Source organism: Pedomonas sp. V897 (genome assembly GCF_051304405.1).
Lineage (GTDB): Bacteria > Pseudomonadota > Alphaproteobacteria > Sphingomonadales > Sphingomonadaceae > Pedomonas.
The window spans coordinates 330,486-353,088 of the sequence record NZ_JBPPGG010000003.1 but is presented as its reverse complement, the minus strand read 5'-3'; the positions used below and the strand labels follow the sequence as shown (position 1 = coordinate 353,088).

Genomic DNA, 22,603 nt, shown 5'->3' with positions numbered 1-22,603 from the left:
CGGCTGATCCGGAAACCTGGCCTCTGTTCAACATTGGCGAAATCCGGTAACCGCCGAGCGAGGTACAACCCGTAATGTCGGCGGCAAGCCTTCACAGGCCCAATATCTGCACCTCAAGGGTCTTATGCCGCCGATGAAGAACGCGGAGGGAACCTGGCATCGGACCGGGGTGACTGGCCACATCGCATCAGCTTAACTGCGGGCACGCAATTGGCATCACCGGTCGCCAAAATCAATACGGCCTTGGATCCGCTGTGTTCAGTGCAAGAGCACCTGCTTGCCCTGATTCATTCCGCTTGCCATAACATTTGTATGAGCAAGCCAGAAGAACGCGCCCGGACCCTGATCGACGCCCAGCTGGAGGCAGCGGGGTGGATCGTACAGGACCGGGCGGAGCTGAACCGCAAGGCGGGCCTTGGGGTCGCCGTTCGGGAATACCCGATGGCGACCGGCCCTTGCGATTACCTGCTGTTCATTGACGGCAAGGCTTGCGGCGTTATCGAGGCGAAGAAGCAAGGCACGCCCCTTGTTGGGGTGGCCGAGCAATCGGCGCGGTACATCGCGGCCCCTCCCGCCCCGCTCAAGACCTGGGGCGAACCCTTGCGCTTCACTTACGAGGCCAGCGGGCTGGAAACCCAGTTTCTGGACCGGGCGGACCCGGATGCCCGCTCGCGGCGCGTGTTCTCGTTTCACCGGCCGGAAACCCTGCTGGGGTGGCTAAAGGATGGCTCATCCTTGCGCGCCCGCCTGCAAACCCCGCCGCCGCTCAATCCCGAGGGGCTGCGCGACTGTCAGGTGGAAGCCATCACCGGGCTGGAAGAGTCTCTGGCGGAGGACCGGCCCCGCTCGCTCATCCATATGGCAACGGGCGCGGGCAAGACCTTCACCGCCGCCAACATCTGCTACCGACTGCTGGCTCATGCCAAGGCCCGCCGCATCCTGTTCCTGGTGGATCGCAACAACCTTGGCCGTCAGACGCTCAAGGAGTTTCAGGGCTTCCGCCCCTACGGCACCAACCGCCTGTTCACCGAAATTTACAACGCCCAGCGCCTTGGGGCCGCAGGGCTGGACCCCAATGCACAGGTGGTCATCTCCACCATCCAGCGGGTGTTCGCCCAGCTGAGCGGCACGGAACTGAGCGAGGAGGACGAGGAAGCCAGCGCCTACGAGCAGGACACAGCGCCGCTCACCACCAAGCTGGTCAGCTACAACCCGGATTTTCCGCCCGAGACGTTCGACATCGTCATTGTCGATGAATGCCACCGCTCCATCTACGGCACCTGGCGGCAGGTGCTGGATTACTTCGACGCCCACATCATCGGCCTGACGGCGACGCCCTCGCCGCACACCTACGGCTTCTTCAACCAGAACGTGGTGGCGGAATACCCTTATGAGCGCTCCGTCATCGACGGAGTGAACGTGGACGGCGAGATTTTCCGCATCCGCACCCAGATTGGCGAATACGGCAGCAAGGTGCCTGCCGGCTTTACCGTTCCCCGGCGAGACCGCCACACCCGGCGGGAGCGGCTTGAGCTGCTGGATGATGACCTGATCTATGCAGGCTCAGACCTTGACCGCACGGTTATCGCGCCCAACCAGATCCGCACGGTGCTGGAGACCTATCGGGACACCCTCTCGACCGAGCTGTTTCCCGGCCGCAAGGAGGTGCCGAAAACGCTCATCTTCGCCAAGGACGACAACCACGCCGAAGAGATTGTGAAGATTGCCCGCGAGGTGTTCGGCAAGGGCAACGACTTCGCCAAGAAGATCACCTACCGGGTGAGCGGCGTGAACCCCGAGCAGCTCATCAATCAGTTCCGCAATGACTATAACCCGCGCATTGCGGTGACGGTGGACATGATTGCAACCGGCACTGACGTGAAGCCGCTGGAGGTGCTGATCTTCATGCGCGACGTGCGCTCTGCGCTGTATTTCGAGCAGATGCGTGGGCGCGGCGTGCGGACGGTCAGCCCTGATGATCTTCGCAAGGTGACGCCGGACGCCACCACCAAGGAGCGTTTCATCCTCATCGACGCGGTGGGCGTGACCGAAAGCGAGAAGATCATCGCCAAGCCGTTGGAGCGGGAACGCACCGTCTCCTTCGACAAGCTGCTGGAGCAGGTGGCCAGCGGCCGCAATGACGAAGACGTTGTCTCAACCCTTGCCGGGCGGCTGGCCGCGCTGGACCGTAAGCTGTCTCCCGAGCAGAAGGAGCGGATTGAAGAGGCCACCCACGGCCTGTCGCTCAACATGCTGGCGGGCAAGCTGCTGGACTCGCTGGATGAAGACATCATCCGCCAGCGCAGCCCCTCGCCGGAGGAGCGAGACGCCACCGCCGAGATGCTGCGGGAAGAGGCGCTGGAGCCGTTCAACGCGCCGGAACTCCGCAACCTGCTGATGGAGCTGAAGAAGGCCAGCGAAGTGGTCATCGACCCGTATTCGCAGGATGTGGTCATCTCCACCGGCTTTGACCAGAAGGCGGCGCAAGCGATGGTGGATCGCTTCAAGCAGTTGCTGGACGAGAAGCAGGACGAGGTGATTGCCCTCTCCATCCTCTATGGCAAGCCCAAGGTTCAGGAGCGGCTGACCTACGAAAGCCTTGAGGAGCTGAAAGCGCTGATGATGCAGCCGCCGTGGCTGCTGGAGCCGATCCAGCTGTGGGCAGCCTACAAGCGCTTGCAGGGGGACAAGGTTCGCTCCAATCCGGCCAAGGTGCTGACGGACATTGTGGCGCTGGTGCGCTTCGCCATCGGCGCGACGGACAGCCTGGCCCCCTTCTCGGCGGAAGTGCAGCAGCGCTTCAACCTGTGGCTGGGCCGCGAGAAGAAGGCCGGGCGCGAATACAATCAGGAACAGCTGGGCTGGCTGGAAGCCATCCGCGACCACCTGGCCGCAAATATCGAAATCAGCTTGCCAGACATGCAGCAATTGCCCCAATTCACCAGCCGGGGCGGGGTCATCGCCGCCCAGAAGGCCTTTGGCGGCCAGCTGAAGGCCGTAATTGACGACGTAACGCAGGCACTGGTGGCGTAAGGAAACAAAGTGGCACGGGGGCGAGAAAAGGCAGCGGTGCTGAATGCGCCGGTTGAAGGGCCGTGGGAGCTTCCCGAGGGCTGGCGGTGGGAGCGGCTTGGGAACATTGCCACGCCTAGTAAGGGCAAATACCAACCCGACCCGAAGAGTTCTCTGCCATTCGTGGGCCTTGATAGCATTGCCCCACACTCAATCCGACTGGAGGGAGTTTCACAATTCAGCGAGATGAGAAGCGCCGCCAACGCCTTCTCGGCCGGGCAAATCCTTTATGGCCGCCTACGACCCTACTTGAACAAGGTTTGGCTGGCTGACCGCGACGGAGCCTGCTCAGGCGAGTTCATTGTACTGAATTGTGCGGCGGACATTGAACCCGCTTACCTGCGCTGGATATTGCACCACTCAGGTTTTGTGTCATTTGCAAGCCACGCGGTAACCGGAGACCGTCCCCGGATCGATTTCAAGACCATGTCTGCTTACCCGGTTCCCGTCCCCCCTCTGGAGACCCAGCGGCGGATTGTGGCGCGGATTGATGAGCTGTTCTCCGAGCTGGAAGATGGCGAGACGGCGCTGACCCGCGCCCGGGAGGATCTGGAGGTCTATCGCAAGGCTCTACTGAAGGCAGCCGTAACCGGCGAGCTGACGGCGGACTGGCGCGCCGCCAATCCCTGCACGGAAACCGGAGAGCAACTCCTCCAGCGCATCCTCGCCGAGCGCCGCGCCCGCTGGGAAGCCGACCCCAAGAACAAGGGCAAGCGTTACAAGGAACCCGCCGCCCCGGACACATCAGACCTGCCTGAACTGCCGGAAGGCTGGACGTGGGCATCCCTGGGTCAATTGTTTCCAGTCTTTGTAGGCTCCACTCCTTCGCGGAAGAATCCAGCACTCTGGGCAGGATCTATTCCTTGGGTGAGCAGCGGGGAAGTTGCATTTAACAATATCTACGAAACTCGTGAATGCATCAGCCCACTGGCAATCAAAGGAAGCAACGAGAGAATATTGCCACCAGGAACTGTGATGCTCGGGATGATCGGAGAAGGCAAAACTCGTGGGCAGGCTGCCATCTTGCGCATCGCCGCAACCCATAATCAGAATTGTGCATCAATCCGTGTCCCAGACACTCCAGTCCCGCCAGAATTTGTTTTCAACTACTTGCGACACCGGTACGAGCGAACCCGGACCGATGGGTCTGGAGGCAATCAGCCTGCTCTTAACAAGGAGCGGGTCCAGTCAATATGCATGCCGCTACCCCCACGCGAGGAGATGCAGCAAATAGTTGAGACTATAACTTCTTTATCAGCCGAGGCAGATACTACTCTTGCAATTCTAGCCCGCTGTGGCGACGCAGGGGCACGCCTCCGCCAATCCATTCTCGCAGCCGCTTTTAAGGGTGAACTGGTCCAATGAACGCACAGACACTCGTTGGTAAGGTCTGGAACTATGCCCATGTGCTGCGGGATGACGGCGTCTCCTACGGCGATTATCTGGGTCAGATCAGCTTCCTGCTCTTCCTCAAGATGGATGAGGAGCGCACCAAGCATCTGGGCGAGCCGTCCATGCTGCCGGAGGAGTGCCGGTGGGACTCCCTGCGCCGCCTCACCGGCGAAGCGCTGGAAGCGCATTACAAAGAGATCCTCAGCAAGCTCTCCCGCAAAGGGGGTCTGATCGGCACGCTGTTCCTGAAGGCGGAAAGCAAGATCAACGACCCCGCCAAGCTGCAACGCCTCGTCACCCTCATCGACGGTGAGACCTGGATGGGTGTGAACGTGGACGTGAAGGGGGCCATTTACGAAGGCCTGCTGGAGCGCAACGCCGCCGAGGTGAAATCCGGCGCGGGCCAGTACTTTACGCCGCGCCCGGTCATTCAGGCCATTGTGGACGTGGTGGACCCGCAGCCGGGCGAGACCGTGTGTGATCCGGCCGTTGGCACCGGCGGCTTCCTGCTGGCTGCCTATGAACACATGTGCAAGCATGCGACCGCTCAGGACATCAAGATGTCCAGGAAGATGCGGGAAGAGAGCTTCTTCGGCACTGACATCGTGGCCGAGGTGGTGCGCCTGTGCGCCATGAACCTCTACCTGCACGGTCTTGGCGGAGACAAACCTCTCGTCAAACAGGCCGACGCGCTGCTGAATAAAGATGAAAGGCACTATGATCTGGTGCTGGCCAACCCGCCGTTCGGCAAAAAGCAGTCCTTCCGCATCGTCAACAGCGAAGGCGGCATTGAAACCGAGCGGCAGGAATATGTGCGTGACGACTTCGTGGTCACCACGGGGAACAAGCAGCTGAACTTCCTGCAACACATCATGTCTATCCTCCGCGTGGGCGGCTCTGCGGCGGTGGTGATGCCCGACAACGTGCTGTTCGAGGGAGGGGCAGGCGAGACCCTGCGCCGGAAACTGCTGAAGGACTTCAACTTCCACACCCTGCTGCGCCTGCCCACCGGCATTTTCTACAGCCAGGGCGTGAAGGCGAACGTGCTGTTCTTCGACAGGGCACCCGGCGGCGAGCAGGTGGCGACCGAGGCGCTGTGGGTTTACGACCTTCGCACCAACCAGCGCTTCACCCTGAAGGAGCGCCCGTTGCGGCGGGCGGACCTGGATGACTTCGTTTCCTGCTATAAGACCCGCACGACGATGCATGAGCGGGAGGAGACCGAGCGCTTCCGCAAGTTCACCTATGCCGAGCTGGAGAAGCGCGACAAGCTCAATCTCGACATCTTTTGGCTGAAGGACGACAGCGCCACCGACCCGGACAGCCTGCCGCCGCCCGCCGAAATCGCCGCCGAGATTGTGGACAGTCTGGAACTGGCGTTGGAGAAATTCCGCAGCGTGGCGGCGAAACTGGAGGCTTGAGGATGGCAGTTCCCGACTACCAAACACTGATGCTACCTGTGCTGCGCCACGTCGCGCTCGCGAGCGCGCCGGTGCGGATCGGGGACATTGCGGATGCCATTGCGGCTGAGTTCGGTATGACCGAAGATGACTTGGCCGAGCGGCTGCCGAGCGGCCGCCAGAGCCTGTTTCACAACCGCCTGCATTGGGCGAAGACATACCTGACCCGAGCAGGGCTGATTGAACTGCCCAAACGCGGCCATCAGCAGATCACGGAACGTGGCCGCGCCTTGCTGGCGGAAAATCCGCAGCGGATTGATAACGGCACCCTGAAACGTTTCCCTGAGTTCATTGCTTGGGTCACTGGCACTTCGCTTGTACAGGACAACGGCTCCAACAGCTTCCCTGTAGCAGCCTCAGCAAGCCGCACACATGAAGAAACCCTCATTGTCAGCGCCGCCACTCCCGAAGAGCGCATTGGCGAGGCACAGCGCGAACTGCAGGCCAGCCTGAAGGCCGACCTGCTGGAGCGCATCCGCGCCATGCCACCGGGGGACTTCGAGAGCCTTATCATCCACCTGCTGGTGAAGATGGGGTATGGCTTGGGCAAGGAAGAAATGGCGAAAGCGCTGGGCGGCTCCAGCGATGGCGGCATTGATGGCGTGATCAATCAGGATGCCCTTGGCCTTGACCGGGTTTACATTCAGGCCAAACGCTACAAGGACGGCAATACGGTTGGGGCCAGCCAGATTCGTGATTTCATCGGCGCGCTGAACATCCGCCGCGCCAACAAGGGGCTGTTCGTCACCGCCTCTACCTTCACGCGGGAAGCGGAAGATAGCGCCCGTAATGCAAACCTGCATGTGGTGCTTGTGGATGGCGACCGGCTTGCGGGCCTGATGATCCGCCACAACGTCGGCGTTATCGTCCGCGACGTAGTGGAGATCAAATCCATCGATGAAGGGTTCTTCGCGGAATAGATCGGTTTTTCAATTCAATTGATGTAAATTGATTCTTAGATAAGGTCATGTAAAACGTCATTTAATTAGCGCTTCGGATAGGTGTTCGTGATTAATATTATCCAATGGCGGAGTAAATTACAAGGGCTGCCAGTCGATCAAATGTCTCTTAAATAAATTCTAGTGCAATGGGAGGGGTGAATATTTTCATCTTCAAATCAATTAATTTATGTAATGTGATTTTGTTATTTTAATTTCGGATTATTGTTTAATTTTTGGTATTGACGTTTTTATGTAGGTATATTCATAATTGGCCTATCCCTCCAGTGCATTGTAAGACATTGATCTATAATTCATGTTTGTTTTAATTCTTATCGTCCTAATATTATATTTGTAGGCTGCCGGCCCTCAGGGTCGATTGGGTGTATGTCAATTATCCTGCGGAATCACCAGTCGACGTTGCCTAATAATTGTGGCTTGAATTGCTTTATTTTCAGTGAGGGCACCTTTTTCTCTCAAAAAATAATGTTTCCTCAGATTAATCGAAGGGGGCGTAGTTTTATATTAACCCAATTAAGGTATCTGTAGATATTGCATCATTTAATTGGGGTCTAATAAAGTCTAATGGCCCCCAATAAGAATAAAAAAGGAATCATGTAAATGATATTTACAAAAATAAATACTTCAAAAATATTTCTCTTTACAACGACAATTCTCAGGCTTGGGTTTCTTTATGAACATGAGACACTCGCTCAAAGCGCAGTGACTTCGCAGCCATCCGCAACCGTTAGTGCGCGGGGACATAGAGATCAAGACGACCGGTCCCTCCCTATGGAGGACCCAAGTAAGCCAACCAAGGAAGTTCAAGATTCTGGAACAGCAGCCCCTGATACCAGTAGCAATACGACCGATCGCGCTCGGACGAAGCTCCATTCTGCTGAGCTTGACCCAATAACTGTAACTGGCTCGCACATAAGGGGGGCTGCTCCTGCTGGCGCCGCTTTAGATGTTTATGACAAGCAGACAATTGATCGCTCTGGATATGCAACGGTGCATGATTTTCTGCAGACCCTTCCCCAAAACTTTCAAGGCGGCGGGGGAAGCGAAGATGCGTTCGCTGGACCTCTTTTGAGTTCAAATGCCTTCAATGGGACGACTGTCAATCTTCGGGGTCTGGGAGCTGACGCCACATTGGTGTTGATTAACGGCAGGCGCTTGCCTTCATCGGGACTTGAGGGGGATTTTGTTGATATATCAAATATTCCTCAGGCCGCCGTGGAGAGGGTAGAAGTGCTATCTGATGGTGCTTCTGCGCTTTACGGATCCGACGCCGTGGGCGGTGTCGTCAACATAATTCTGCGAAAAGATTTTGAAGGTTTTGAGACGCGTGCCCGCTACGGAACAGTGACAAAAGGAAATCTGGATGAATATCGCGCAGCGCAGGCTTTCGGGACAAATTGGGAGACTGGAAATTTCATCATAAGTTATGAGTTTTATAAACGGGACAATCTTTTAAATAAATATCGATCATACGCCGCTACGTCAGATCTTCGTCGATTTGGCGGAACCGATTACCGTTCGAATCTTGGTAATCCAGGAAATATTCTTGATCCAATGACCGGTCAACCGGCCTTTGCAATTCCTAAAAACCAAGACGGTCGAAATCTTACGGTTGCAGATCTTCTGCCTGGGCAAATTAATTATGGCGATAATCTAAGTAATGTTGATATCCTGCCCAAGCAAAAACGGCACAGCCTTTTTTCGGCATTAGAACTCCGTGTCCTCGAAAATCTGGATCTATTTGCGGAACTCAGGTATTCAGAAAGGAAAAATGATAACATCGTCACTGCGCCGGGAACCACGCTGATTGTGCCGAGCACAAACCCATTCTACATCAACCCGTTTGGCGATGCGCCTCTGATGATAGCATATTCATTGGAGCCGGAGTTGGGGCAGATGACCGGACACGGACGGCTGCGAACGGGAAGTGCCACTGCCGGTGTAAGACTAGCACTGGCCAGCTGGAGGTGGGAGACCTACATAAATTACGGCCAGGAGAAGTCCCGCTTTATTTCATTCAGCCCAAATTTTGCTGCACTGTTTGAAGCTCTCGCGGACCCCAACCCAGAAACAGCGTTTAATCCGTTTGGAGACGGAAAAGTAAATAATCAAAATACTATTGCGAAACTCTGGTCCAAATACGCCGAAAAGCCAAATTCAAAAATAACGACAATAAATTCTAAATTAGATGGCCCTGTCTTTTCCGTGAATGGACACCAAGTATTTGCGGCTATTGGCGCTGATTATCGCTCGGAAAGTTTCTCATCCACCTTTAGCGAAAACGGGGAACTCTCTTCTGAAAGTTCCCTCAGTCGGAAGGTGTATTCTATTTTTGGGGAGCTTTTCGTCCCTTTGGTTGCACCCGAAGTTGACACTCCCTTGGTTTATTCCTTGGATCTTTCACTGGCTGGACGATACGAAAAGTACGACGAAGAAGGTAGTACAACGAACCCAAAAATTGGAATGAGATGGCGCCCAATCCGCCATTTCTCACTTAATGCGACTTATGGAACTTCGTTCCGGGCGCCACACTTGCGGGAACGGGTAATTACCGGCAATTACTCCATGATCACCAGACTCCCCGATCCAAGTTCAGCTACTGGTCAGACCGCAACGCTTGTTTTATTCGGCAATGACCCTGAAATGACTCACGAAACGGCAGAGACATGGACAGCAGGCATTACTCTCGAGCCAACCTTGATTCCTGGCCTTTCAGGTAGAATAACCTATTTTAAGACAGTTTTCAAAGACAGAATAGTTCAACCAGATTCTCTGGCGACAGTTTTATTTAATGAGGAGGAATATCAAAGCCTTATTCAAAGATTCCCAAGTAGTACCATTTTAAATGACCTCTGTGCGGATTCTAATTTCTTGGGTAATCCTGCTGAGTGTGTACCAAGTATTGTAGGCGCAATTCTAGATTTTCGAAAAAAGAACATTGCAAAAAATATTGTGCGTGGCCTGGATTTTTCGGTAGATTTTTCCATTAATTCTTCGTTTGGACACCTTTCTCTTGGGGCCTCCGCAACCTATCTCATTGATCATATTCGGCAATCAACAGATACAGCTCCCCGATTTGATGCTGTTGACCGACTGGGTCAGCCCGTGGACTTTCGAGCCCGTGCATATTTGTCGAATAGCTGGAATGCCCTGACCGCTACCGTCACGCTAAATTATACGGATTCTTATCGAAACGATGTCTCAAATCGGCAGGATAAAATACGATCCTATACCACTATGGATTTCAATCTATTAATAAACATAAATGATATTCTTTCGAAACAGAAATTACCAGCGATGAGCCTATCATTGAGCGCATTAAATGTCTTTGCAAATAATCCACCCTTTGCAGATAATCCATTAGGTATTGGATACGATCCAAACAACGTTGACCCATTGGGACGATTTATTGCAGCAGAGATTCGCATTTCTTGGTAAAATAGTATTAGTATTAAGAAGGAAGGAAATATTTTCATTTCATTTGAAAGGCAGTTTAAAACTGGATTATCCAGATATGATAAATAAAACAATAACTACTTTATTAATACTTAATTTTCTATTTCTGGTTGGCGGTGTTAAGGCAAATGCGCCCTTTACTGTATTAGATAGTATTTCCCGAAATAGACTTTACGATGTTGTGTATATGGATTCCTGGAATACGCGTACGCCTTTTATCCTAAGTCCTGATGGCTTAGAACTTTTTGTTGTGGTTGGCGCGGGGCTCCCGGAAAAATCAACCTATAAATTTAAGTTAATTTCTTTTCATGTGCCTGACATCGTCGATTATGTCCGTAATAAAAAAAATTCGCCACCGAAAGAGCGTATTTGGATCTCATTATATTATAATCAAAATAATCCTGACACATCGGCGCTTCATAGCGCGGGAATCAAGGAAATAAAATTTTTTGATGAAGGACGTTTTTTAACATTTATCGGACATGATAACGACGAGAGAGGTCAAGTTTATGCGATAGAGCTGGCTTCAGGAAAGATATCACGGCTTACGAATAGCTCGAGAGGGGTGATTCAGTATTTTATTAATGAAAAAAAAGGTGAAATAATTTTTTTCGAAAAGTCCTACAAGCTGGATAGGAGCTGTGAGAGAGTTAGTTTTATTGTTGGTGTAGAGGGTATATTTAATTCCCAATGCTTGGCGGACGGTTCAAATTACTATCAGAATAAAATTAAGTCGAATTTTCCTCTTTACTTTTCCAATATCTATCGTGTAAGAATAAATAAAAATAGATTAGAGTCTCTTATAATAAAAGATTTCCCTGTATCTCTGCCTTTTGATGATTTTGTTATTTCGCCGGATGGCGCTAAGGCACTCGCACCCATTTACTCGGATATGTACACGCCGGGAAAAATTGATGGGCCATTAAAAGATAAATTCTATGAAGATTACGATGAAAATGTCGGAAAAAAATTTGCAATCAAAACACACTATGCGGTAGTTGATTTGGAGAATGGAAATTATTATGAGTTGAAAAAATTTCCCATCGATAGAACGTCTGAGCCCGAGACTCCTCGTTGGTTAACGGACAACTCGATCTTACTAGGTGATAGCATCATTAGCGATGTTCTATCGACTAATGTTGAGAGTAATGCTGAACATCGATTTATCAGTCATTCCGTCTCAGGAACAGATCGCTACGACCGGGGGGTTGTAGTTAACATCGGGGTCGATCGTGACCGTTTCTACGTAAAAGACTTTTTTCAATATAACGACCGAGCGTCATGGAAAGTCGTGAACGATTCGAAGCCTGATAATCGGCGGAACGTGACAGCCTCAGTAGTTGCACGCTGCAACCAGTACCAGCCAATTGATCTGAATAGTGTTAATGAACACTGCCGTCTCGAAATCCCTCATTACAGAGTTTATATCACTACGGGCGAATCATATCGAAGCCAACCAAATCTGTATGTAAAAGATCTGATCACTGGCCAGATAAAAATTTTCTTTGAGCTAAACCCGGAGTTCAAGGGAAAACTTTTTGGCGCCGTTGAGCTAATGCAGTGGACAGATGCAAATGGAAAAACCTGGCAAGGGAGCCTTATTTATCCAACCAATTATCGTCCGGGAAGGCGATATCCAATTGTGGTTCAAACCCATGGCTTCGATCCGGGGCATTATGTCTTTGACGGACCACCGAATCTGACTGCACCTTATGCTGGCCAGGCGCTGGCCAATAAGGGTATGTTCGTTCTTAATATTCCAGACGAGAAATTTGATGCATATAGTGACGAGCATTCGGGTACTGCCGCCGGTATTTCTGCTGGGGTAAAGTTGTTATATGATCAAGGCAAGATCGACATCTCGAAGGTAGGGCTCATTGGGTATAGCGCGACTGGGTCGTTAGTATTTAACATGGCGCTTTTCCCGGATTTCGTGCCTGCTGCGGTGACAATTGTTGACGCGTTTAGCCAATCCGAGATGGGTTATGCGTATCTTTATGGAAGCCCCGGTATGGGTATGAAAGAGATCGAACTTCTCTACTGCGGTGCCCAACCTTGGGGTGAGACGGTTCAAGCTTGGGTAGAGCGGAGCCCACTTCACAACATTGATAGATTGAGAACACCAGTTCGGATCGAGGATCACCATGGGATGCCAAGTGGATGGTGGGATATTTTCGCTGGTTTGCGACGTTTAAATGCTCCTGTCGAATATGTGATATACACAACGGGAAAGCATCCCTCCCAGCATCCTGATGCAGTCTTTCAATCCCAAGAGGCAAATGTGGACTGGTTCGATTTTTGGCTCAATAATCGTACTGTCGACGATACGGCAAAGGCTGACCAATACAGGCGGTGGATGGACCTGAAGAGAAAGCTTGCTGCGATGAACCCGTCGGTTCGCCCCTATACGCCAATGAGCCACATGACCTGCAATAACGAATTGGATGACAAGTACGAGCAGCGAGTTTCTAATTAACTCCATCTTCGAGCCCAGGCCTCCGTGTCAACAAGCTGCCCTATCCGGACAAAGTGGTACTCGGAGGCCGCAGCTGGCTCGGCGAAGAACCCTTCGATTTTCGTTCTATTCAATAACCCCTTTTGAGCCAGTAGCCCGTCCAGGAGATATTCCTTCAACACCGGTGATCGAGCACGAATATATTCGTTTAGGTAATCCGTCAAATGGCTCTTGAACCGGCGGAGTCGAACTTCAGGTGTTAGGCAATCTTTAAATGCTTGGCGTGCAAGGCCGCGCTCGCGACCATTATATTGCAAGACATAGGTCGGTATCCTTAAGCTAACTTCGACTAGCGGTTGCGCTAAAAAGAGATCGACCACTGGAAGCGGCGTTACGCCTTTGATTAGATTCATGTAGAGGGATTCTCCCATGATCCCCCAAATCTGAGTGCGTTTGCCGTGAGGGATCAATGGGTGCGACAGCTCCCATGGCGCGAGAAACTCTTCTTCCTGACTGAAACTGTTGGCGATCTCGGGACAAAGGCCCCAGCCATGTTCTGGAGGGAGGGAATCATTGTCGGAATAGTAACCGGCCCAGGCTCTTAGGGCAGCCCAAAAAGACCGTATTAGGGATGTTTGAGAAATTTGCGCTGAGCTAAGTGCGACTGACAATAATTCCCGTCTCCAACCTCGACGGTGGAGATAATCAATTAGTGAAAGATTGTTGGCAAGGTTGAAAAAGAGCCCATCGCCGCCATTCCCATAATAAACAGCAGATAATTCTCTTTCTTTTAATATCTTTGACAAAAATGGAGATCGTTCCATGTCATAGTTCAAGGAAAAAGGTAATGGCGAGTATTCAATATTATCATAAGCATCATAATTAGAAAATTGTTCTAACCTCAGCTTGTATTCAATTAATTCAACGCCAAACTGTCGTGTTGTTGCACGTGCATAAGCTCGCTCATCGAGCAGTGGTGAATTATTGAACCAAGTGACACAGCAAATGTTAGATGGATTTAAGAATCTAGAAGTCAAGCCAACCACGAGTGAAGAGTCGAACCCCCCAGACAGACTTATCAATGGCTTAGGATGAACTGTAGACCAGGCCTCTGTGCAATCGAAGGCGGCTAATCTCATTGCCATTGACGCTTTAGAAGGCTCGGTCAAATCGGCATTCTGAGCGACTTTTAATGGATCCCAGAACCATTTATATTCATGTGTCTCATCATTAATAATAAGACATTGAGCGGATCTTAAGCGATCAACGCCGAGTATGCCGGTCCGCTGATGATAAAAGTGCTGTCGTTTCGCAAGAAGAGCGGTGAAGTCCCAGTCAATTTCGAAGCTTTGTTTGCCAACAACTTCGAAGATCTCTGGTGAAGAGAATATAAGATAGACCCCATTTCGTTCAAAGCAGAAGCAAGGTAAACTGGCGCCGGGGCTTCGGTAGATAATTGCTGATTTATTTTCGACGTCATGTACAATTGAAATAAAAGAGCCCCAATAATGGTCTCTTAATATGCGGCATCCGCTCTTCACAATTTCGCGGCTTTCGCGTAGGCCAATAACGTCAGGTGCTCGGCGTGATTCAACATGCGTCTGTCCATCGGGCTTGGGATAAAAGATCGTTCCGATAACTATGCCAGCCCCATTTGCCAAACGATGGCTCTGAAATCCTGTAGCGGGATCCGGATGCTCAAAAACAATCATATTGTGATTGTCGTATATTCTTATCCCGTTGGAAAAATGACCTTCGATTTTTGATTTAAGGGAGTGCCAAACTTCTTTCGAGTTTGGCCGATGATGGGCATGAAAGAGCGCAGCAAAGCTATACATGTGTGCCTCCATTATATTAACATAATGGGTCGGTATTGCAGAATATTAGCGGGTACGTCGTTCAGGATGATTCCCTCAATTTGCGTCCAGCAATGGGCGGCAAATGGTTCTGCTCGAATTCCGATCACCACATCAGGCCGAAGGCCATGGAGGCGACAAAAGAAAAAAAATGATAAAGAATCGTACAAGCAAACTGTACTTTTAGGAAGAAAAGGACGAAGATGCTGGAAAACCCTTGCGGCGTGGATGTAGTTATCGGTATACGTTGTGCTGCCCCTCTTTCCGGATTTAATTAATTTTATAATGATTCTAAGTGGTATGCAGGTGAGTAAAAATTGAGCAAATATTCCCACAAAAAATATAGAAATAGGGTGATACCATCGAATGGAAGGGGGGGTATCACATTCAATCTGTTCAAACAAACTGTTGGGGGGGTGTGGTTTGCAATAAACGAGCGGTTTGCCTTGACGGCCGTCCGGTGTGAGTAATCCTCGGCATATTAGTGTTTGTACTAATTTTTGGACTTTCTCTGGGGATGCTGAACAGTGGCCCACATGCGGTGTTTGCAGTTTGGCGATAAAAGGCGAAATGATTGTCCAGTCATCCCTTTCTATTAGGTAATACTGGTCCTTTCTGATATCAAGCATGATGCAGTGACCGTTATCTTCACAACAGAAGGCGGTAGGAGATAACCAGTATAATGTTTGCATTTCGACTTCCCATTCTGCGTAGATGTGGGAAAGAAAGAGGCTTTTTATCTGGTGAGATGATGTGTAATAATCGATTTCGTTAATCAAAGAGCGCGCAGATTCGGCGATCTGCGCGCTCGAATAATTAATCTAATTATTACTGTTTGAAGAGATATTCACCGACAGTTCCACCATCGAGGGTATTCGGTTTGTTAATGCTAAGGGTCAAAGAAGACGCTTTTCCAAGAGTTTTCATGCTTGGTCTCCTAATTTGAAATATACCGGATTATCCGGCACAATGATAACACCACAGTGGGAAAATATTTTCAAACCTATATTTGATTTATTGTTCAATGCCGCGGACAATAATTGTCTTGAAATTTAGATAAATACGCAGAGAAGATTTTTTTTATAAATAAAAAATAATTTAATTCGTTTTCTATCTATGGTGATAAATGTAAAGTGTTTATGGGAAGGTAACGATGCGGTGGCGGCCGATCTTGAAGTTTTGCTGCAATTAGATTTCGTGCATACAGACAAACAGATTCTTGCTGGTGTGTCTTGAGGGCAATTTTTATAGAAGGCTAAGTTGATGGAAGCCATATCGGGGTGGATGACATGGCAATTGGAATTGTGGCTTTCCTTGGTGGTTTGTCGCGGATTGTAGAGGTTATAGGCGGGCCCATTGGGCTGTATAGAGATCAGAGTTTAAAATGCCAGGGGGCACGTTAGCACAGGCGACGATGAAGTGGCGGATTGACCCTGCTACAACCGGCAGCAACTCGAAGCAGTATCGAGAAAGTGTGCTCAGGTTTTCTATTTGTTCAATTACGTCGACGGAGATATGCGCCTGTCTGCGGTTGAATGCATAGTGTTGCATGCAATTATATAGGATCCAGATTTGTTAGAGCTTACCGTTCGCAAAGTAGTAAATGAATTGTTGCATCGTCACGGGTCTGGCCCTTGCCGCGTGGGTAAAATGTAGCCAATGTAACCGGGTGATTTAAAGAAGAGAATTCTGTTCTACAAAGATGTCTTTGTCAACGAAAATGGTTTTTGAAATAATTAATAATTTTTATTTTATCGGTAAAATGTTGCTGCGTTGAGCTAATATGTTGAGAAAGGGGTGATAGACTGGAGTGGGTGGCATATAAAAATTCGTCATAAGATAAGAAATATAATAAATAATTTAGTGATGGAGAGGTGTTTATGGAAAAACGGCGGAGGAGGGTTATTTTAGAGTAAAGAAAAAATATTTTTTTATGATAGTTTTCGTTTTTTTGAATGTATTGATTTTGTGGCGGTTTGTAGAACGGCGTAGATGCCTAAAGAGGGAATATCGAAAAATCAGTTGAAGGCCGGTAGAAACGTTGGTTGCTAAAATGCTTTCTGCGGCCGAAGTCCACTGTTAGATTGTGTTACCCGCCGCCATCGTCGATTTTTTGTCATTTTTGATGACATTCGCCAGGCCTGAAGAGCAATTGTGCCGGGAAATACGAGGCCCTCGGATCCCTTTCCGCACTAGGCAAATCGCATCCATCGGGCAGGAGGGCGCGCTGATGGTGGCGGGGATGGGCGGGATACGCGCCGCCGTTTAAAACCGGATATTGTTGCTTCTGGAAACAGAGGTGCGATACTTTTCAATAATGATTGTGGCAAGGGTGCCACATGGTCGCTAAAGTTCGTCAAACTGGGCAAAAAATTTGAATTGTCTGATTTTATTTTGCGTGTTAGTTCCTACCGGCAACAAGTTAACGCCATGTTAACCTTGTTATTTTTCTAGATAACCGAATTTCATTACAGCACACTCTCACCACATTATTCATTATTTGGGGGAGAGTGTTTCACGCCATGCTGACGCGCTTCAAGTTCAAACGCGCCTTGCTCCAGTCCTCTTGCTGGACGGGCGCTGGCCCGTATGTCGGTGCGACGTTCGCGATGGCGCTTTTGGTGCCCGCCACGCCAGCCCGTGCGGCCAATGAGTGCGGAGCTCCGTCCGGCTCACCCCAGACTGTCGTGTGTACCGATGCCGGGAACCCGTATAGCGGTGGTATCAATTATCATGAGCCGGATGGACTGTCGCTCGAGGTCCGCAATGGTGTTGTCGTCAACCGCACGCCCGGGCCGAGCGCCTATTCCATCCAGCTCTCCAGCAGCGGCGCTGGTCCGCTCCACCTCAAGGTTGACCAAGGGGTCGAGCTGACGACCAGCGGCGATGGGGCCTACAACGTTCAGGTGCATGCCGGGGCAACCAGCACCAGTGACGTCACCATCGATTTCGCCGGCAACATCTCCTACTCTTACAATGGGCCTGTTTCCGGGGGCGCTGGCGCTGGTGGCATCATTGGCAGAGCGTCCAATACGGACAGTGCCGCCTCGATCTCGATAACGCAGCGAGCCGAAAGCACGATTGACGTCGAAGGCGAAGAGGTCGTCGGCCTCTATGCCTACCATGCAGGGTTAGGCGACGCGACAATCACGTCGTCGGGCAAGATCGAGACCAAGGGCGACCTGGGATATGGTATCAATATTTACACCTCCAACGCGAATTCCACGGGCGCACTCCGTTTCGTACAGACTGCCGGCGCCACAATCTCGACGTTTGGGGAGTTGGGCATAGGCGCCTACCTTTTGACCTATGGTCTGGGTTCGGTCGAGGCAGAGATCAGTGGTTCCATTGAAACAAATGGAGTTTATGCAGATGGCGTAATGGCGTTTATAGGGAATACCGCCTCGACCGCTGATATGACATTCCGCTTTACCGAAACGGCGCGGGTGACAGTGCACGGCATGGGATACGGCGCGTGGTTGTATCAGACGGGCCGTGGGGCGACGACGATGACGAACGCCGGTACAATCGAGACGTTCGGCGCAAGTGCTCACGGCATTTTCTCTAAAAGTGCCAATGCGGCCAACGACGCTATTCATTCCGTAACCCTGACCGGCAATGGCAGCGTTACAACGCATGGCGATGATGCGATCGGTATCAATGTCGATCACGCCGGCAGTGGCAAGGCCGAGGTTTATCTGAAAGACGCAAGCCAGGTGACAACCGCTGGCGATCGTGCACACGGTGTCTGGGTGCAAGCGACAAGCAACGGCGCTTCAACGGTGATCCAGGAGGCAGGATCAACCATCGCCGTGGCGGGCGAAGAGGCCTACGGCGTCCTTGCAGAGGCAAAGGGTGCCTCGGTGGTGGGGATTGCAGGGGTCGTGCAGGCGACGGGCGCATCTGGCGTTGGCATATATGCAACGTCTTCGGATGATGCTGCGACCGTTGCCCTTGGCGCGAGTGCAGTGGTTACGGGCGGCTGGCAGAACGATGCCGGTGGCCCCGCCACTCCTGCGGCCGGCGTGATGATCGGGGCCGCCACGTCCGGCCTGGTTGACACTGCGGGCCGGATCGGTGCGGCGTCGGATCGCGCCATCGCCGATGCCAATCGCGGCAGCGGCTCGGGCGGCGCTCTCGAAATCCGCAACGCCGGCACCATCACGGGCTTTGTGGAGTACGCCGAAGTCGCAGGCAACAGCTTCAACAATACGTCAAGCGGCGTACTGGAGCTGCGCCATTTCGCCGACACGGATGGGGACGGCGCGCGGGATACCAAGCGCGTTGCCATTTCCGATTTTGGCGGGCCGGACTCCGTGTTCAACAACGAGGGCACGGTTCGCCTGGTGCCGGTGACGGGTGAGACCACGACCGATGCGGCCGGTTATTATGCGCCCACCACAGGCGCCGACAGCCGCCAGCTCGAGCCCACCTTCTATGATATGAACCGGACCGGCATCGTGCAGGCGCAGCTGGTGAATCTGGGCACGTTCAATCACGCCGGCGTGATCGATCTGCGTGGCAACGCCATCGGCAATACGTTGGTGATCACCGGCGGGGCCGGCGATCCGGCTGTCTTCGTCTCCAACGGCGGCAAGCTTTACGTCAATGCTGTTTTGAACGAGGGCCTGGCGCCGGGCGGCGCTTCCAACAGCCATGCGGACATGCTGATTGTGGACAGCACCCGGCTGGGGAGCGCGCCCACGGCGATCGAGGTGGGCTACGATCCGGCGCTCCTCGGTGCGCTGACGACCGGCAACGGTATCCAGCTGGTCGAGGTGCGGAACAAGGCGGCCTCGGCGGCAGGGGTTTTCGTCCTCGAGAACCGGATCGTGGCCGGCGCCTATGAATATGAGCTCTTCCACAACGGGCTGGAGGGCGACGCCGCCGACGGCAACTGGTACCTGCGCAACACCCTCGTGGAAACCCTGGAGCCGGGCACGGATCCGGTGCCGCCGGGCGATCCGGATAAGGGGGGAACGCCGCAGCCGGACCCTGAGCCTCAGCCTGAATATCCCAATTATCGTCCGGAAATCCCCACCTATGTGGCGCTTCCGGCTCTGGCGCACCGTTTCGGCATGGAGATGCTGGGCAACTACCACGACCGCGTGGGGCAGGATTACATCCACCTGCCGGTCGCCAACCCGGCCCTTGCCGATACGTCCGCGCAGCAGAACACCCTGCGCCGCGAGACCTCGATGTGGGGCCGCATCTTCGGCTTCCGGGGGGACTTCGGCAACAACAACGGCAGCGTCGCCACGCAGTACGACAAGTTCCAGAAGCGCGGCGCGTCGTACAACCGTCATTCGCAGGGTCTCCAGCTCGGCTTCGACCTGCACCGCGTCACCGGGCCGAAGGGGTCGCGTCTGGCGGCGGGCTTGTACGCAGGTGTCGGCGAGATCACCGGCACTGTGGACGCCGTCTATGGGGGCCGCTCCGGCAAGGCCAAGCTGACCGGGTACAGCTTTGGCGGGTATTGGACCCACACCGGCAGCAAGGGCAGCTATGTGGACTTTGTGCTTCAGGGCACGCGCTACAAGAGCACGGTGGAGACGGCGACGGCCGACGGGTTCAGCCCCGATGGCTGGGGCATCAGCGCGTCGATCGAGGGCGGTACGCCGTTTGTTGTTGGCGATGGCTGGGTTCTCGAGCCGCAGGCGCAGATCATCCACCAGTACGTGACGTTCGAGAATGGCCAGGATCGCGTCGCCCGCATTCATTACGACAGCAGCCGCTCGACCTACGGCCGGCTCGGTGCGCGCCTTGTCCGAAGCTGGACGGCCTCGGGCGATCGCCGGATGACGGCGTGGGGCCGCTTCAACGTGTGGCATGACTTCGAGCAGAAGGCCGTGACCCGGATCAGCACCCTGTCTGACCTGTATCCGGTCAATCTGGGAACCAGCCTGGGCGGCACCTGGGGGCAGGCCCAGCTGGCGATCTCGGGAGAGCTCACGCCGACGGTCAGCGCCTTCGCGTCGGGCGACTACAACTTCTCGCTCGATCGCGCCAATGCGGAAGGCTTCGGCTGGCGCGTCGGCATGAGAGTGCGTTTCTGACCCGCAAAGCAGCGTAAGAACCTGGGCGAGGCTTCAGACGAAGCCTCGCCTTTTTCATGTCCCGATCATTGCTGACCGAAGGCGGTCAGCAGCGCTTCCTCTCAGCATCGGGCAGGGCCGTCAGACGCGCATGCCGCCCGAGACCTCGATCCGCTGCGCGTTCACCCACCGATTGTCCTCGGAGAGGAGGGAGGCGATCATCGGCCCGATATCCTCGGGCACGCCCGGCCGGCCAAGCGCCGTCATGGCGCCAATCGCCTTGGCAACCTCCTGGTTGTCGCGGACGACACCGCCGCTGAAATCGGTGGCGATCGCGCCCGGCGCCACGCAGTTGACCGCAATCTGCCGCGGGCCAAGCTCGAAGGCCATGTATTTGGTCATCGTCTCGACGGCACCCTTCATCGTGGCGTAAGCCGCGCGGTTCGCCATGGCAAACCGGGTGAGGCCGGACGAAATGTTCACGATGCGCCCGCCGTCGTGCATCAAGGGGACCAGCTTCTGGCTCAGGAAGAACACGCCCTTGACGTGAATTCTGTACAGTGTGTCGAACTCGTTCTCCTCGGCCGTCAGGAATCCCATGCCGCTGGAGTTCCCGGCGTTGTTGACGAGGGAGCTGAATTTATCCGCGCCCAGGGTGGGAAGGGTCTCCTTCACCGTCTCGACGAAGGCGTCGAACGAGGCGGTGTCGCCGGTATCCAGCCGAAGCGCGACGGCTTTGCTCCCGGCCTGCTCGACCAGGCCAACGACCTTCTCCGCCTCGGCCTTGTTCGCGTTGTAGGTGAAGATGCTGGCGACGCCGCGACGGGCAAGGGCTTCGACCGTCGCGCGGCCAAGGCCGCGGCTGCCACCGGTCACGAGGGCAATGTGGGGAAGATGTGTCATGGCAGGTCTCCTTGTTCGGGAGCCCCAACATAGATCCCGGACCCACGGCGGATTAGATCGCCTTTGCCGTCATCTCTATTCTGCCCTACAGAATAGTCCGTATGGACCGCCTCTCTACTCTCGAATTATTCGTGCGGGTTGTCGAGCGCGCCAGCTTCAGTGCGGCGGCGGCGGACATGGGTATTTCGCGACCTGTGGCGACCGCTGCCATCAAGGATCTGGAACGGCGGCTGGGCACGCGCCTGTTGCAGCGGACGACGCGGCATGTGCAGCCGACAGCGGAAGGGGAGGCCTATTACCGTCGCTGTGTCTCGATTCTCGCGGATCTGGAGGACGCGGACCGGAACGCAGGGGGCGGTGTCGGCGGATTGCTGCGTGTCGATGTCCCCGGGAACCTGGCCCGCAGGCTCCTGCTGCCGGCCTTGCCCGCGTTTCTGGCCGAGCATCCGGGGCTGACGGTCCATATCGGGGAGAGCGAACGCTTTGTCGATCTGGTGCGCGAGGGTGTGGATTGCGTCGTTCGCGCAGGCAAGCTCGACGACAGCGACATGATTGTCAGGCCGCTGGGCGTCATGCAGGAAATCACCTGTGCCAGCCCCGACTATCTCGCCCGGTACGGCACGCCCGTATCGCCCCGCGACCTTGCCGGCCACAGGATGGTGGGATTTGTGTCGTCGCGCACCGGCCGGGCGTTGCCGCTGGAGTTCCTGGTGGAGGGGGAGAGCCTGGACGTCATGCTCCCCTCCCGTGTGCTGGTTTCAGGCGCGGATGCCTATGCGGTGGCGGCGCGTCTGGGGCTGGGTCTCGTGCAGGCGCCGTACCATCGCTTCGAGGACGATCTTGCCGCCGGTGCGCTGATGGAGGTGCTGGCAGATTTCCGCCCGGAGCCCACACCCGTCTCCATTCTCTACCCGAGCAAGCGTCATCTCTCCCCGCGCGTGCGGGTATTCGTCGACTGGGTCGCCACCGTTCTCGGCCCCCATCTCGCCGCCGCCGGATAACGGTTTGCGGGTGC

General features: G+C 53.7%; 11 protein-coding genes. 8 read left to right on the top strand and 3 right to left on the bottom strand.

Annotated elements, in window-relative coordinates:
- Positions 1-312 precede the first annotated feature (312 nt).
- From ACSJJU_RS10490 to ACSJJU_RS10465, 6 genes are all read left to right on the top strand, one after another.
- Positions 313-3,033, top strand: coding sequence for a DEAD/DEAH box helicase family protein (locus ACSJJU_RS10490; protein WP_435915376.1), 2,721 nt, complete (start codon positions 313-315; stop codon positions 3,031-3,033).
- A gap of 9 nt (positions 3,034-3,042) precedes the next feature.
- Entirely contained in the window at positions 3,043-4,437 is a 1,395-nt protein-coding gene (locus tag ACSJJU_RS10485) for a restriction endonuclease subunit S (RefSeq protein WP_435915375.1), read from the top strand.
- The gene (locus ACSJJU_RS10480) at positions 4,434-5,885 is read left to right on the top strand and encodes an N-6 DNA methylase (RefSeq protein WP_435915374.1); all 1,452 of its coding nucleotides are present in this window, start codon (positions 4,434-4,436) and stop codon (positions 5,883-5,885) included. Before ACSJJU_RS10485 ends, ACSJJU_RS10480 begins: the two co-directional genes overlap by 4 nt.
- A gap of 2 nt (positions 5,886-5,887) precedes the next feature.
- Entirely contained in the window at positions 5,888-6,844 is a 957-nt protein-coding gene (locus ACSJJU_RS10475; RefSeq protein WP_435915373.1) for a restriction endonuclease, read from the top strand.
- Positions 6,845-7,483: 639 nt separating this feature from the next.
- Entirely contained in the window at positions 7,484-10,321 is a 2,838-nt protein-coding gene (locus tag ACSJJU_RS10470) for a TonB-dependent receptor plug domain-containing protein (RefSeq protein ID WP_435915372.1), read from the top strand.
- On the top strand, positions 10,293-12,815 hold the full coding sequence (locus tag ACSJJU_RS10465; protein WP_435915371.1) for a hypothetical protein: 2,523 nt from the start codon (positions 10,293-10,295) through the stop codon (positions 12,813-12,815). The genes ACSJJU_RS10470 and ACSJJU_RS10465 overlap by 29 nt, the downstream gene beginning before the upstream one ends.
- Here the strand turns inward: ACSJJU_RS10465 and ACSJJU_RS10460 are convergent.
- Both ACSJJU_RS10460 and ACSJJU_RS10455 read right to left on the bottom strand, forming a co-directional pair.
- On the bottom strand, positions 12,812-14,632 hold the full coding sequence (locus ACSJJU_RS10460; RefSeq protein WP_435915370.1) for an asparagine synthase-related protein: 1,821 nt from the start codon (positions 14,630-14,632) through the stop codon (positions 12,812-12,814). The genes ACSJJU_RS10465 and ACSJJU_RS10460 overlap by 4 nt on opposite strands.
- Positions 14,633-14,643: 11 nt before the next feature.
- A complete protein-coding gene (locus ACSJJU_RS10455) occupies positions 14,644-15,279 on the bottom strand; it encodes a lasso peptide biosynthesis B2 protein (protein ID WP_435915440.1) in 636 nt (211 codons plus the stop codon).
- 1,893 nt (positions 15,280-17,172) lie between these two features.
- Between ACSJJU_RS10455 and ACSJJU_RS10450 the strand changes: the two genes are divergently transcribed.
- Positions 17,173-20,706 (top strand): autotransporter outer membrane beta-barrel domain-containing protein, encoded by a 3,534-nt coding sequence (locus tag ACSJJU_RS10450; RefSeq protein WP_435915369.1) that lies wholly within the window; start codon positions 17,173-17,175, stop codon positions 20,704-20,706.
- A gap of 120 nt (positions 20,707-20,826) precedes the next feature.
- Here ACSJJU_RS10450 and ACSJJU_RS10445 read toward each other — a convergent pair whose 3' ends face one another.
- On the bottom strand, positions 20,827-21,588 hold the full coding sequence (locus ACSJJU_RS10445) for an SDR family NAD(P)-dependent oxidoreductase (RefSeq protein WP_435915368.1): 762 nt from the start codon (positions 21,586-21,588) through the stop codon (positions 20,827-20,829).
- A gap of 101 nt (positions 21,589-21,689) precedes the next feature.
- Here ACSJJU_RS10445 and ACSJJU_RS10440 point away from each other — a divergent pair, with 101 nt between their 5' ends.
- Positions 21,690-22,589 (top strand): LysR family transcriptional regulator, encoded by a 900-nt coding sequence (locus ACSJJU_RS10440; protein WP_435915366.1) that lies wholly within the window; start codon positions 21,690-21,692, stop codon positions 22,587-22,589.
- The last annotated feature ends 14 nt before the right edge of the window (positions 22,590-22,603 follow it).

Coding starts and splice junctions, on each gene's coding strand:
- ACSJJU_RS10455 (WP_435915440.1), bottom strand. CDS start 15,279: ATGCTTGATATCAGAAAGGACCAGTATTACCTAATAGAAAGGGATGAC.
- ACSJJU_RS10440 (WP_435915366.1), top strand. CDS start 21,690: ATGGACCGCCTCTCTACTCTCGAATTATTCGTGCGGGTTGTCGAGCGC.
- ACSJJU_RS10450 (WP_435915369.1), top strand. CDS start 17,173: ATGCTGACGCGCTTCAAGTTCAAACGCGCCTTGCTCCAGTCCTCTTGC.
- ACSJJU_RS10470 (WP_435915372.1), top strand. CDS start 7,484: ATGATATTTACAAAAATAAATACTTCAAAAATATTTCTCTTTACAACG.
- ACSJJU_RS10460 (WP_435915370.1), bottom strand. CDS start 14,632: ATGTATAGCTTTGCTGCGCTCTTTCATGCCCATCATCGGCCAAACTCG.
- ACSJJU_RS10445 (WP_435915368.1), bottom strand. CDS start 21,588: ATGACACATCTTCCCCACATTGCCCTCGTGACCGGTGGCAGCCGCGGC.
- ACSJJU_RS10475 (WP_435915373.1), top strand. CDS start 5,888: ATGGCAGTTCCCGACTACCAAACACTGATGCTACCTGTGCTGCGCCAC.
- ACSJJU_RS10490 (WP_435915376.1), top strand. CDS start 313: ATGAGCAAGCCAGAAGAACGCGCCCGGACCCTGATCGACGCCCAGCTG.
- ACSJJU_RS10480 (WP_435915374.1), top strand. CDS start 4,434: ATGAACGCACAGACACTCGTTGGTAAGGTCTGGAACTATGCCCATGTG.